Annotated in this window: 15 protein-coding genes and 1 pseudogene; 8 read left to right on the forward strand and 8 right to left on the reverse strand. The window is 38.8% G+C overall.

Annotation, left to right across the window (positions count from 1 at the left end; translation table 11 throughout):
- Positions 1-2: 2 nt before the first annotated feature.
- The 3 genes from LZ575_RS22615 to LZ575_RS13455 are packed head-to-tail and all read right to left on the reverse strand — an operon-like array spanning position 3 to position 2,396.
- Positions 3-332, reverse strand: a complete 330-nt coding sequence (locus LZ575_RS22615; protein ID WP_255702614.1) for a DUF4270 family protein — start codon at positions 330-332, stop codon at positions 3-5.
- A complete protein-coding gene (locus LZ575_RS13450; protein ID WP_255702615.1) occupies positions 292-1,551 on the reverse strand; it encodes a DUF4270 domain-containing protein in 1,260 nt (419 codons plus the stop codon). Before LZ575_RS13450 ends, LZ575_RS22615 begins: the two co-directional genes overlap by 41 nt.
- A gap of 32 nt (positions 1,552-1,583) precedes the next feature.
- Positions 1,584-2,396 (reverse strand): glycogen/starch synthase, encoded by an 813-nt coding sequence (locus tag LZ575_RS13455; protein WP_235325016.1) that lies wholly within the window; start codon positions 2,394-2,396, stop codon positions 1,584-1,586.
- A 190-nt stretch (positions 2,397-2,586) separates the two neighbouring features.
- Between LZ575_RS13455 and panC the strand changes: the two genes are divergently transcribed.
- The 8 genes and pseudogenes from panC (at position 2,587) to LZ575_RS13490 (ending at position 8,515) form a co-directional block, all read left to right on the forward strand.
- Positions 2,587-3,432 carry a pantoate--beta-alanine ligase gene (gene panC, locus LZ575_RS13460; RefSeq protein ID WP_235325017.1) on the forward strand — a complete coding sequence of 282 codons (846 nt, stop codon included), beginning with the start codon at positions 2,587-2,589 and terminating at the stop codon, positions 3,430-3,432.
- A gap of 15 nt (positions 3,433-3,447) precedes the next feature.
- Positions 3,448-3,798, forward strand: coding sequence for an aspartate 1-decarboxylase (panD, locus tag LZ575_RS13465; RefSeq protein ID WP_235325018.1), 351 nt, complete (start codon positions 3,448-3,450; stop codon positions 3,796-3,798).
- Positions 3,799-3,804: 6 nt separating this feature from the next.
- Positions 3,805-4,074 (forward strand): lysylphosphatidylglycerol synthase domain-containing protein, encoded by a 270-nt coding sequence (locus tag LZ575_RS23785; RefSeq protein WP_311195791.1) that lies wholly within the window; start codon positions 3,805-3,807, stop codon positions 4,072-4,074.
- A 37-nt stretch (positions 4,075-4,111) separates the two neighbouring features.
- The gene (locus tag LZ575_RS13470) at positions 4,112-4,771 is read left to right on the forward strand and encodes a lysylphosphatidylglycerol synthase transmembrane domain-containing protein (RefSeq protein ID WP_311195792.1); all 660 of its coding nucleotides are present in this window, start codon (positions 4,112-4,114) and stop codon (positions 4,769-4,771) included.
- A 36-nt stretch (positions 4,772-4,807) separates the two neighbouring features.
- A complete protein-coding gene (locus LZ575_RS13475; protein WP_235325019.1) occupies positions 4,808-5,956 on the forward strand; it encodes an alpha/beta hydrolase in 1,149 nt (382 codons plus the stop codon).
- Positions 5,957-5,976: 20 nt separating this feature from the next.
- A pseudogene (radA, locus tag LZ575_RS13480) lies at positions 5,977-7,343 on the forward strand (DNA repair protein RadA).
- Between the two features lie 39 nt (positions 7,344-7,382).
- On the forward strand, positions 7,383-7,910 hold the full coding sequence (locus LZ575_RS13485) for a hypothetical protein (RefSeq protein WP_235325020.1): 528 nt from the start codon (positions 7,383-7,385) through the stop codon (positions 7,908-7,910).
- 17 nt (positions 7,911-7,927) lie between these two features.
- Positions 7,928-8,515: a M23 family metallopeptidase gene (locus LZ575_RS13490; protein ID WP_235325021.1), complete on the forward strand. Its 588-nt coding sequence runs from the start codon at positions 7,928-7,930 to the stop codon at positions 8,513-8,515.
- Here the strand turns inward: LZ575_RS13490 and LZ575_RS13495 are convergent, their stop codons facing one another.
- From LZ575_RS13495 to LZ575_RS13515, 5 genes are all read right to left on the reverse strand, one after another.
- A complete protein-coding gene (locus tag LZ575_RS13495; RefSeq protein ID WP_235325022.1) occupies positions 8,516-9,550 on the reverse strand; it encodes an NADP(H)-dependent aldo-keto reductase in 1,035 nt (344 codons plus the stop codon).
- A gap of 279 nt (positions 9,551-9,829) precedes the next feature.
- Entirely contained in the window at positions 9,830-10,786 is a 957-nt protein-coding gene (locus LZ575_RS13500) for an OmpA family protein (RefSeq protein WP_235325023.1), read from the reverse strand.
- Between the two features lie 10 nt (positions 10,787-10,796).
- The gene (locus tag LZ575_RS13505; protein WP_235325024.1) at positions 10,797-11,561 is read right to left on the reverse strand and encodes an exodeoxyribonuclease III; all 765 of its coding nucleotides are present in this window, start codon (positions 11,559-11,561) and stop codon (positions 10,797-10,799) included.
- 71 nt (positions 11,562-11,632) lie between these two features.
- Positions 11,633-12,544, reverse strand: a complete 912-nt coding sequence (locus tag LZ575_RS13510; protein ID WP_235325025.1) for a GEVED domain-containing protein — start codon at positions 12,542-12,544, stop codon at positions 11,633-11,635.
- 131 nt (positions 12,545-12,675) lie between these two features.
- Positions 12,676-13,677, reverse strand: a complete 1,002-nt coding sequence (locus tag LZ575_RS13515; protein WP_235325026.1) for a hypothetical protein — start codon at positions 13,675-13,677, stop codon at positions 12,676-12,678.
- Positions 13,678-13,690 lie beyond the last annotated feature (13 nt).

Here is a 13,690-nt window from a genome sequence, read left to right on the forward strand (position 1 = left end):
AACTAATTTGTCTCAGTATAATAAATATTAAACTTCAGTCTTTTTTCTTCATCGGGAGAAAGATTCCCGTGTAAAACTGTTCCCTTTGGCATTATTACAGATCCTGATGGCACCCTAATAGCAGGTGGCAATGACACTTCATCTTCCGCAGGTACTTTAACTGAAGCATTCGCAACATCTTTTAAATGCTGGATCACTACCAAACCTAGAGTGGCATTTTCTGTCTCTTCGTTTAAGATCCTTCGCACATGTTCAGTTATTCTAATTCGGTAATAAAGACCATTTCCGTTATCATCTCTTACTAATTCCGGAGCGTGAGAAGTATAAGCCAAAGCAGGGTCCTGCACCCCAACCTGTTGGATCTATGCGGTAATCAAATAACAATTCATTTTTGTCAAGGTTGTAAAGATAAACTCTGGATGGCTCTGCCTGTCCTTGTTCAAAACCAGTACGGTTGACATAAAAAGTAAGGTTAGCATCATTTATAAGCCAGTCTTTTTCCCTTAGCTCTGCCAACTCAGCTTCATCCTCAAATAACTTAATTATAGCCATACTACCCTCGCCACCTTTAAGATAAAGGTTTGCCGCTCCCTCTTCCTCATTAGAACTTGCTATATCTTCTTTAATAGCTTCAGGTAATTCCTGTACAAAGGTATTTACCCGGTTTGGACCAAAATTGATCTTAAAACTTCTTTCTTCTTCGGTTTCAACTTCATCTTCCTCTTCAACGTTAGTATAGTAAAGAGTGATTCCCGCCTCACCATTAGCAAAATTCAGCAACATCATGGAACCATCCTCATTGACAGGTTCAGCCATAAAGTAAAGGCCCCTAATAAAGTTTCTAAAATTATTACCATTGAGCAATTGCGCAGAACCTTCTTTTTCTAAAATATTTTCTTTAAAAAATTCTGTCGATAAATGGATTCGCATCCTTGGAGACACAGTAACAGTGTCCATTGATCCTGTATCATTGGGTTGACGGTAGGAAACACTGCTATTGGATGGCTTAAAAGACTCATTCACATATAAAGGTTGTCCCACTAAGGAATTTCTTAAGGTAGGATCCAAATTTGAATAATATTTCTGCCTGCTTTCAAAGTTTGCATCGGGATCATAATCATTTAAAAAATAATTTGATCTGGCAATAGTCAGCTTAAAAGGTGAATTTCCATATATAGAATCAAGTTCATAAACGGGATTTCCATCTAAATCAACATCAGTTTGAGTGCTAAAATAAGGAACTGTAAGGACCACACTATCCAATCTTGGTTCATTTCCAAAGCTTGGATTATTAGCGGACAGGCTTATCTGGGTCAACACGTTTGCCGTGTGAACTCCATAGACAGGTTCTTTATACACACCTAATAGATTTGCAGATAAGTTGTTTGTTTGAACAGCAGTTAATTCCTGTGTATATGCAACAACACCTGCCTCGTAATTGGGAACCTCATCAAGATCTCCTCCAATTAGGCCTCCTCCAACGCTGGTAAAATCATCGTCACAGGATATAAATGCTAAAACCAAAAACACAAGGGCCGGGAAATAGCGCATTCTTTTCAATAAAATCATTGGGTACTAATTACTTATTGTGATAAAACGTGGGAGCTGTAAAATTCCTGATAAGCAATAGAGAATTCTTCAGGACTTTTATAATCTAAAACGGGTTTTTCTATCTTCTTAAGATATTTACTTAATTCATCTGGTATATTATCCCCGCCAACGATAACTGCGTCAGAATTATCTATAGCAGTTTTCATGAGGTTAACATAAGTGGGTTTTTTAAGATGCTTCACATCTGAATTTTCAAGGCCATCAAACAATACTTTCTTACTTAGGTTGTTATCTAACGTATCATCAAAGCTTTGATTGTATACAGAAGTAACAATTTTAGCATCAGCAAACAATGGTTCCTTCCCATAATAATTCCTTAAATACAGTGGCAGCAGCGATGACAGCCAGCCATGAACGTGAATTATATCAGGTGCCCAATTAAGTTTTTTTACTGTCTCTATCACCCCTTTTGCAAAGAAAATGGCACGCTCATCATTATCAGGAAAAAGTTTTCCTTCTTCATCTGTAAGAGTGGCCTTTCTTTTAAAATAATCTTCATTATCTATAAAGTATACCTGCATCCTTTCCTTGGGGATAGAAGCAACTTTAATAATAAGTGGCATGTCAAGATCATCGATAACCAGGTTCATACCAGAAAGCCTTATAACCTCGTGTAATTGATGCCTTCTTTCATTAATATTCCCATAGCGAGGCATAAAGATTCTAATTTGACCACCCAAACCGTTGACCATTCTGGCGGCTTCAAAAGACATAGATGATATATCGGTTTCGGGCAGGTAAGGTATAACTTCAGATGATACGTACAATATCCTCTTATCTTTCATATGTTATCTTGTTTGTTCTTTAATGGGTAATGTGCAACGGGCGCAAATACTCATAGGGACTTTTCTATTTACGCATTGCTCTCTTCATATCATTTTTGGCTTTTACGAATAAAAAACATGCAAAAATACAAAAATTTATGCAGTTTGCCAGAGATATCTTAAGTTTGCACGCTGTTAATTTTCTATCAAAATGCAAATTTTTAAAGAGAAAGCCGCCTTAAAACGCGCAATTAGGTCGCTAAAACAGGAGGGAAAATCAGTAGGATTTGTTCCTACCATGGGCGCTTTACACCGGGGACATCTTTCCCTTGTAACACAAGCTGCAGCAGCCAGTGACACGGTGGTGGTAAGCATTTTTATTAACCCCACCCAGTTTGATAATCCCGAAGATCTTAACAATTATCCCAGAACCCTGGACTCTGACATTTTATTACTGAAAAATTTAGGCCAAAATTTAATCATTTTTACCCCCAGCGCATCTGAATTATACGGAAATGATATTAAAGCAGAACATTTTGCTTTTGACGGACTTGAAGATGAAATGGAAGGAAAGTACCGGACAGGACATTTTGACGGGGTGGGAACTGTAGTTAAAAAACTATTTGAAATTGTTAAGCCCGATAAAGCCTTTTTCGGAGAGAAAGACTATCAACAACTTCAAATCATCAGGAAATTAACTGAAAAAGCAGGATTACTTGTAGAAATAATTGGTTGCCCAATAGACCGGGAAGAAAATGGTCTTGCAAGGAGTTCCAGGAATGAGCGACTAACTCCGGAATTGAGGGATGAGGCGGCTTTTATATATCAAACCCTGCTATCTGTCCGCGACAAATTTGGTACAGAAAGTGCAACAAAGATAAATAAATGGGTAAACAGCGAATTCGAGAAACATCCGGCTCTAAGGCTTGAATATTTTGAAATTGCAGATAATGATTCACTTAAAACAGCAAAGGAAAAAGAATCCGGAAAAGTGTATCGCGCTTTTATAGCTGCATACGCCGGGGAAATTAGGCTTATAGATAATATCGCTTTATAAAATTAAAATTTGAAAATGCAGATTCACGTAGTAAAATCTAAAATCCATCGCGTTAAATGTACCGGGGCAGACCTTAATTACATTGGCAGTATTACCATTGATGAAGATCTAATGGACGCAGCAAATATTATTGAAGGAGAAAAAGTACAAATCGTAAATAATAACAATGGAGAAAGACTTGAAACCTATGCCATCCCAGGGCCCCGGAACTCCGGTGAAATTACTTTAAATGGGGCTGCGGCAAGAAGAGTAGCTAAAGGTGATGTTCTTATCCTTATAACATATGCAATAATGGATATTGAGGAAGCTAAAAAATTTAAGCCTTCCCTGGTATTTCCAAATGAAGCAAACAATCTTTTGAATTAAAGCTTTTTGAATAGTACTACAAAAAAGGCACTAAAAATTATACTCCCACTATCCCTGGGAGTTTTTTTGATCTATTATTCTTTGAGCAGTGCCACCCCCGAGGAAAGGATAGAGCTTTGGGAGAACATTACTTCTGCCCACCCGGGCTGGATCCTACTTTCAATGTTTTTCGGGATCTTATCTCACCTTTCCAGAGCTTATCGCTGGAAGTATCTACTGGAGCCAATGGGTTACCTGCCAAGGTTTCCCAATAGTTTTATGGCTGTGATGGCTTAGTTACCTTACTAACTTTGGAATTCCCCGTTCAGGTGAAGTGTTACGAGGATTAACTATAACCAGCTACGAAGGAATACCCTTTGAAAAAGCCTTTGGAACAATTATTTCTGAAAGAATTGCCGATTTTTTCATGCTCCTCTTAATAATAGGGGTTACTTTAATCCTGCAGGCGGAATACCTTCTCACTTTTTTCAGAGAAAATAAAATTAATCCCTTAATGACCCTGGGAATTCTACTGGCTTTATTGGCGGTAGGAATTCTTATTCTTATGTTCATAAGAAGATCTACGCATCCATTTATGCAGAAGATTAAAAATTTTGCCCGTGGTTTACTGGAAGGAATGCGCAGTATTTTACAAATGAAAAAAAAGGTCGCCTTTATCCTCCACACACTTTTTATATGGATCATGTACATACTAATGACTTATGTCCTGATCTTTACCGTTCCTGAAACAGCTTCACTCTCTTTTGGTGTAGTAATGGTGCTCTTTGTAGTAGGAGGCTTCACAATTTCTGCCACTAATGGAGGAATAGGAATATTCCCGGTAGCTTTTGGTGCCGCTTTGATGTTATTTGGTATTAGCAGGCAGGGTGGCGAAGCATTGGGTTGGATAACCTGGACCACTCAAACCATTATGATTGTAATACTGGGAGGGCTTTCCTTCCTTTTTCTACCAATTTATAACCGTAAGAAATAATAACTATATTGGTGGCCCAAATCTAACACCAATTCTATGGCAAGAAAACTACTTTTCTTACTGTTACTGGTAGCCCCCTTTGTGACCCCGGCACAAGTAACTTATCAAACAATACAATCTTCTAAGTTAGGAGAAACAAGAGAATTAAAGATCCAACTCCCGCGAAATTATGAGCAAAACAAGGATAAAGTTTATCCTGTTATGTTGGTTTTAGACGGAGATTATTTATTTGAACCTGTAGCAGGTAATGTAGACTACTACTCATATTGGGAAGATATTCCCGAGATGATTGTAGTGGGTGTAAACCAGGTTTCTACTCGTGAAGAAGATGCTTTTTACGACAACCAAAGGTTTCTCCCGGCTGATAAAGGTGCCAAATTTTTTGAATTTCTGGGAATGGAACTACTTCCATTTGTCGAATCAAAATACCGAACAGCACCCTTTAGAGTTATAGTGGGCCACGACTTTACATCTAACTTTATCAACTATTACTTATTAAAAGAAACACCTCTTTTTCAGGGCTATATAAATTTAAGTCCTGATCTCGCTCCTGAAATGGCAAATCGTGTGGCCAGTTCTCTGGAACGGTCAACAAACAAAACCTGGTACTACCTCGCAACATCCGGAGAAGATATTCCCAGCTTAAAAGAAGAAATAATTGATTTTGACGCAAAGCTCGCGGGTATAACCAATAAAAATTTGTTCTACAATTTCGACAATTTTGAGGATGCAACTCATTATACCTTAGTGGGAAATGCCATACCAAAAGCTATTGAACAGATTTTCCAGGTATATCGGCCAATCTCTATACAGGATTACAACAGGATCTTGCTGCAAACTTCTGTTTCAGCTTATGATTACCTGGTAGAAAAATATGAATCTATCCATACCCTTTTTGGAATAGATAAAACAGTGCGAATCAATGATTTCATGGCAGTGTATAATGCTATGGAGAAGACCAGGAACTGGGAAGGGTTAAAAGATCTTTCAAAACTGGCAGCAAAGAATTATCCAAAAACAATGCTGGCAACTTATTTTGATGCCAGGTATGAAGAGGAAATTGGCGACCCTAAAAAGGCGATGAGAAGCTATCAAAACGCTTATGGCCAGGAGCCAGTTGCTTTTCTTACTGTAGACTTTATGCTTGAAAAGGCTGAAAAAATAAAAAATGATTTTGGGTACTAAAAATCAGGACGATAAAATAAATGGCTAAGGTAAAGACGACTTTTTTCTGCCAGAATTGCGGCACTCAACATTCCAAATGGCAGGGACAATGCAGTGCCTGTAAAGAGTGGAACACACTTGTAGAAGAAGTTGTCCAAAAACCCGATCAAAAAGACTGGAAACCGCAGGCGTCGCGAGAGGTAAAAAGAATACCTAAACCTCTTCGGATCTCTGACATTGAAGTAGGCAATCAGCCCAGGTTAAATACCAATAATTCAGAATTAGACCGGGTGCTGGGCGGTGGCCTCGTTCCCGGTTCTCTTACTCTTTTAGGAGGGGAGCCTGGAATTGGGAAAAGCACATTATTACTACAGATATCTTTACATTTAAAACAAAAAACATTGTATGTTTCAGGAGAGGAAAGCCAGCAACAAATAAAGATGCGGGCCGAACGAATAAATCCCAATCCTGCCAATTGTTATATTCTTACTGAAACAAAAACCCAAAACATCTTCAGGCAAATAGAGGAACTCGAACCCGAAGTGGTTATAATTGATTCCATTCAAACCCTCCATAGCGATTACATAGAAAGTTCTCCGGGAAGCATTTCTCAAATTAGAGAATGTACGGCTGAGCTTATCAAATACGCTAAAGAAAGTGCTGTTCCTGTTATCCTCATTGGCCATATCACCAAAGAAGGAAGTATAGCAGGCCCAAAAGTCCTGGAACATATGGTAGATACGGTTCTTCAGTTTGAAGGAGACAGAAATCATGTTTATCGCATTTTAAGGGCACATAAAAACAGGTTTGGTTCTACTCATGAACTAGGCATTTATGAAATGCAGGGAAGTGGCTTAAGAGAAGTTTCAAACCCTTCTGAAATTTTGATCTCCAATAATGATGAAGGATTAAGTGGCACCGCCATCGCCTCAACTCTGGAAGGAATGCGCCCCTTGATGATTGAGATCCAGGCCCTGGTAAGTTCTGCTGTTTATGGCACTCCCCAGCGTTCAGCAACCTAGGTTATAATGCTAAAAGACTAAATATGCTGCTCGCCGTTCTGGAAAAAAGAGCAGGCTTTCGTCTTGGAGCAAAAGATGTTTTCCTTAACGTCACAGGTGGAATTATTGTAGATGATCCTGCAATTGATTTGGCCGTAATTGCAGCTGTGCTTTCGTCTAATGAAGACATTTCTATAGAAAAAGACATATGTTTTGCTGCTGAAGTGGGACTGGCAGGAGAGATAAGGCCCGTTACCCGTGCAGAGCAAAGAATTTCTGAAGCAGAGAAATTAGGCTTTGCCACTATAATGGTCTCAAAACAAACTAAACTACCTGCCCATACTTTTAAAATAAAAGTGCAGAAAGTATCTAAAATTGAGGATGTTGTAAGCTTCTTATTTGGTTAAACTGGCATAATTCCTGCTTCAAATTGCATAAAGATGTAAATGCAACGATTGGTAATATTTTTATGTCTGGCACTTTCCCTGTTAACGAGCTGTTCCCAGCTTAATAAGGCAAAAGATCTGGTTTCTAATCCAACAGCTAAAGAAAAGTACCAAAGGGATTTTAAAATATCAGATGAATTATTTCAGCTTTGGGAGGAGCAGGTGCAATTAGCCTTGAATGACAGTGTGGAAATTGAACTTCCTTATGTCCTGGCCGGACACTTTTTTCCGAAGAATTTTCAAATATATTCTTATGACGTTAATCTAAGTGCTGGTGAAAAACTGGAGCTGGAAGTAGAATCTGACAGTTTGAACCCCCTGGTTTTCATTGATCTCTACGAGAGACAGAATGATTCCTTACGTACCTATAAAAAGATCAAAACTGCAGACTACGCTGAAAGGACACTTTCCGCAGAAATTGATCAAACGGGCACATACAAGCTCATTGTCCAGCCAGCTCTTGAAGCAAATACACCATTTGTTCTCAAATTGAAAAAAACTCCTGTTTATAATTTCCCTGTTGCTTAAGTGGAACTAACAGAAACGTGCAGAGTATTTGGGGCGATGCCAGAGATGGAGGTAGAAGAAGCCACGAAGGAGTAGACATTTTTGCACCGCGGGGTACGCCTGTTATCGCCGTGACAAATGGCCGTATAACTTCATCGGGAGAAAGGGGTCTGGGAGGTAAGCAGGTATGGCTTAGGGATACTAAAAGAGGTCAATCTTTATATTATGCTCACCTGGACAGCATCGCAGCTTTAGGAAATGCTCGTGTAACAACAGGAGATACTTTAGGATTTGTAGGTAACACCGGAAATGCGAGAACCACACCCCCACATCTACACTTCGGGATCTATAAAGGATATAAGGGAGCAATTAATCCTTTTCCGTACATATTTCAATACGAAAACCCTGAACCTGAAGTCCCCCAAATTCCCAATGTTCAAACGCTTTTAGCAAAAGGAACAGCAAATTTAAGAGATCAACCCACTGCTCAAAAATCCCGGATTATAGGCAATCTGGATGCTCAGGAAACCGTACGGTTCTTAGGAAAAACAAATGAATGGTTTCACATAAGGACTGGTAAAAACCAGGCTGCCTTTATCCACGAAAGCCTGGTTAATTCTTTATAATTAAGGGGCCGGATTGGGAAAAGCTTTGTGCACTTTATTTATTTCTGTTATAACTTCAGAAGATAGCTCCACATTAATGCTCGAAATATTTTCCTTCAATTGATCCATTGTTGTAGCACCAATTATTGTACTGGTTACAAAGGGTTGCTGGCGTACAAAAGCAAGAGCCATTTGTGCAGGTTTTAAGCTAAATTTATCGGCAATTTCACAGTAACGTTTTGTAGCCTCCACTGCCTGTTCACTGGAGTATCTTGTATACTGCGGAAATAAGGTAAGCCTGGTGTTTTGTGGCTGTTCGTTTAAATATTTACCCGATAAGGTACCCATACCTAATGGAGAGTATGGAAAAAGACCTATATTTTCTCTATGGTAAATTTCACTAAGTCCAACCTCATCTTTCCTGTTTAATAAACTGTAAGGATTTTGAACCGTACTAATCTTTGGAGCGCCTTTTCGCGCTTCTTCCACGCACCGCATTACCCCATAAGGTGTTTCGTTTGAAAGTCCAATTTTTCTAATCTTCCCTTCTTTAATAAAACCTTCCAGGTGCAGGAGGATCTCTCTAAAGTTGTCACTCCATTTATCCTCAGGATCAACTTCATAATCCAGTTTACCAAAAAAATTTGTATTTCTCTCAGGCCAGTGAAGTTGATATAAATCTACATAATCTGTATGTAATCTTTTTAAACTCTTGTTTAATGCATCTTTTAAAGACTCTTTACTAAAATCCAGATTTGGCCTGATGTGGGACATAGAATTTCCCGGACCAACTATTTTTGAAGCCAGAACAACTTTATCCCTGTTGCCATTCTTCCTGAACCAAGAACCGATAATTTCTTCGGTACTGCCCTGTGTTTTTTCATTGGCGGGGATAGGATACATTTCTGCAGTATCTATAAAATTCACCCCCTGCTCTATAGCATAATCCATCTGGAGATGCCCTTCGGCCTCGGTATTTTGCTCTCCCCAGGTCATTGAGCCAAGGCAGATCTTGCTAACTTCTATATCTGAATCTGGTAATCTCGTATATTCCATTTCTAAGTCTTTCACTAATTAAAAGCTGCAAAGGTCAGAAATAATATTTTATTAAAAGCTTGAGTTTGCCACTGAGCACCTAATCCTAAGGAACTTTAAGAAATTTATAACAGCCGTAGAATCGGGGAGTCTAAAAAAATAATAACTAAGGAGATTAGAAGGAAAATGAAATGGGATTTGCTCTTATGAAAAAGCTTCCACATACACTTCCCTCTCTAAATAAAAGTTCATTTTTTTAATTTCCTGTTCTAAAACAGACAGAAAAAAAGCGATTTCTAGCTATTCCACCTCATTAAGAAGCTGACTTATTTCGTCCAGCTTTGGGGTAAGAATAACCTCAATCCTTCTGTTTTTTGCTTTACCTTCTGAAGTTTCATTACTGGCTACAGGTGCGTATTCTCCTCTTCCTGCCGCTGTGAGATTTTGAGGATCTATTTTGTTGTTCTCACGCAAGATCTGTACGATGGCTGTCGCTCTCTTTGTTGAAAGATCCCAGTTATCCTGAAGTTGCCCCGAGCCCCCATAAGGAACATTATCTGTATGACCTTCAATGAGCACAGCTATGTCCGGATTTTGAGCCAGTACTGCACCTAGTTGTTGTACAGCTTTCTTTCCTTCAGCATTCACAGCCCAACTACCGGAATTGAATAATAGTTTATTTTCCATAGAGACATAGACTTTGCCGTCTCTTTGTTCTACTGTAAGACCTTTACCTTCAAAATTTGTGAGTGCATTTGAAACCGCCGTTTTAAGAGCATTCATTTTAGCATCTTTAGCAGCAATTAGGCCTTCCAGTTCATTTATCCTGCTGGATCGTGCAGCAAGATCTTTTTGAAGTTTTTCAAGTCTTGCCTGTTCTGCAGCCAAAGTTTTCTCTTTTTCATCTAACTGTGCAATAAGATCGCGGTTACGCTTTGAATTTTCTGCCAAAGCACTAGAACTGTTAGCTTCAAGAGCATCGTAGGATTCCGTGAGGCTTTTTAATTGAGACCTGGTAGTTTCCAAATCTGTTTGTATTTTATTCTTCTCTGCCAGCATTGCATTGTATTCCTCCCGAAGGCTTGCAAGATCTTTCTCAGCTTTTACTTTTGTTTCTTTAAGGTCAGTAGAAAGCTTTTGATTCTTCTCTTGAAGACTATCATATTGAGATTGTAAATCTTTGTGAACTTTTGAGGAAACACAAGACGTAAATAGCAGTCCTGTAACCAAAACACTGAGGAAAAATTTAATAGACATAGGTTAAAATTTAATTTTCAATTTCAAGTAAAACCGGGCAGTGGTCACTGTGCATAGCATCCGGAAGAATTACCGCCCTTTTTAATTTTTCTTTTAATGGTTCCGCCACCAGGTTATAATCTATTCTCCAGCCCTTGTTATTATTTCTGGCTCCGGCCCTGTAACTCCACCAGGAATAGTGATTTCCCTCTTCATTAAAGTGCCGGAAAGAATCAATAAAACCTCTTTTCATAAAGCCATCTATCCATTCTCTCTCAACAGGTAAAAATCCGGATGTGTTTTTTAACCTTACAGGATCGTGAATATCTATTGCCTGATGGCAAATATTATAATCTCCGCAAATTATCAAATTTGGAACTTCAGTTTTTAATCCATCTACATATTCCTGAAAATCTGCCATAAACTGAAGCTTATGATCCAGTCTTTTTTCGCTGGTGCCAGAGGGAAGGTACAAACTCATCACAGAAAATCCTTCGAAATCTGCCCTAAGATTCCTGCCTTCAAAATCCATATAATCTATCCCGGTACCATATTCTACGTGTAAGGGTTTATGTTTACTTAAAATGGCCACCCCGCTATATCCTTTTTTAGTTGCAGGATACCAGTAATGATATTTATAACCTGCATCTTCGAAGGGTTGCATATCCAGTTGATCTGGTGTCGCTTTAATTTCCTGCAAACATACTATATCTGGATTTGCAGATTTTAGCCAGTCTATAAAACCTTTTTTTACTGCAGCTCGTATTCCGTTAACATTATAAGAGATGATCCTCATGATTCAATTTTGGAATCAAAAATAATAATTACATTAAACAATAAATAATCTCTGAAGTGCAAATAGCCAGGTTACTCAACAATAAACCTCTTTACTCTTCCAACTTCTCTTGTTCCTATTCTCAATAAGTAAACTCCTGTAGCGGCATAGGACATATCAATTTCATACAAGTAACCCAACCCGTTTGTTTCCACCTTATTTTCTATTAATTTTTGACCCAGAATATCATGAACTGTGATCCTTAAAGTTTCAGTAAAATCAGTTTCCAGAAAAACTCTAAAAATCCCATTGCCCTGATTTGAAATTTCAAGATTTGCTTCATTTAAAAGAAAATCATCAATATTAAGGCTACTGTCTATTATTCTTACACTATAATCGTGTGTTGAACCATATTCCATCACACTACAGGGATCATCCAGATCACCTTCAAATGAGGTATCCCCTGCACGTACTCTCATAAGATGTTCTCCCAGAGGTGCATTTGCAGGAAGTGTTAGGTCATAACTATGCCAAACATTAGCAGTGGGTATAACCTGGCTACTAATGAGTTTTTCTACATCATCAAACACCCCATTGTCATTAAAATCTATCCATATAGAAAATTTCTCGTCACCTTCTTCAGAATCAAAAAGGGTTTTCACCCTAACAACGTAAGTTCCATTTGAACGATCAAGATCTGTAGAATAACCTATAAAATCAGCATAACCATCTATACACGGGATACGTTCATTAATGATATCCTCCAGTTGAAAAGAATGGATCCCATCACCAAAACTCGTACAATCAGATCCTGATGGAACACAGTCCAAATTTGCTATAGATTTTGTGGTTCCATCATTTTCGGGAATAGCATCTCCTTCAAGATCTGTCTCTGCCGTTATCCTGTAGCGTCCAAAGGCAGAAAGATTTGCTCTCGTAGAAAAGGTATAAATGGCCTGTTCTCCTACAGGAATCGTCCCCGGATATACTTCCCGAATCCACACATTATTCTCAAGGCGATAATTTACCGGAATGTTTGATTGTGGTTCTCCTCCAAAATTCTCTATGGTAATCGCTACTTCTTCTGTTGATTCCAGGGTAAGTCCTGTTGAAGGTGCATCAATAGAAGTGACACCTACGTCCTTGGGAACAAATGCGTTACCTCAGTTAAATATTCGTCATTACCTTCCTCCTGATCACCGGGTAAATTAGTAGTTGCTGTTATTTCATATGTTTCACCAATTTCTCCTAAATTTGCTGTTGTGGAAAAAGTAAAATTAACAGAACTGGTACCATTAAGGGTTCCTGTAAAAGTTTCGATTACTATTTCTCCTCCATCTACTGAATAACTTACAGGAAAATTTGATTGAGGACTGCTACCAAAATTCCTAATAGTTACGGTGATGTCTTCAGAATTTGATAAAGTAGCGTCTGTAGGATCGACCAGCGCTATTATTCCTACATCATTAGCAAAATCGGGTGCCAGTTTAAAAACTCCAACTCTGTTCTTCCTGTCAACACCTTCAAAATACTCCGCATTATGCCAAAAGGTAAGATCATCCAAAGGATCTACAGTAAGATGAGCATAATCCCCATAGCGTGCAGAAGGATCCGGGCTTGGTCCTTCTACTATAGAAGTTTCAAATACTGTCATTATTCCCAGTGGGTCTGAAGCATATCTTCCAGTATATCGTATAGATGGATAAATTGGAGTTACAGGACTGTCATCAAGAACTGTAAAACCCAGGCCAATATTCCCATTCCTGTCTATTCCAATACTGCCACTAAATCGGTCGCTTTTGTCCGGAGCATACGTTCCTTCCTGATGTACTCTCCATAATCCCCCACCCGGGTCCTGTCGCAGTTCATACCACCTAATCCCGGCGTGCTCGGCCGCTGAGGGTTCTATATCAACAACAAAATTAAGTACTACCGAATTGTGAGTAGAAAATTTTCTAAACTGGGTAGAGTGCATAATCGTTGCCTGCAAAACATCAACTTCCGGCGCATTTCCCGGCTGTGAAAGGTTCGAGAAGGAACCGCCATCAAAAGTTGCTATAAAAGGACTTACTCCCTGGACAGGACCTAATTCCTGGGATTCTTCGATAGTTGATGACGCTGCAGCATTCCAGTTCATATTTATGGACCAT

The sequence above is a fragment of the Antarcticibacterium sp. 1MA-6-2 genome (assembly GCF_021535135.1).
In the GTDB taxonomy this organism is placed as follows: domain Bacteria; phylum Bacteroidota; class Bacteroidia; order Flavobacteriales; family Flavobacteriaceae; genus Gillisia.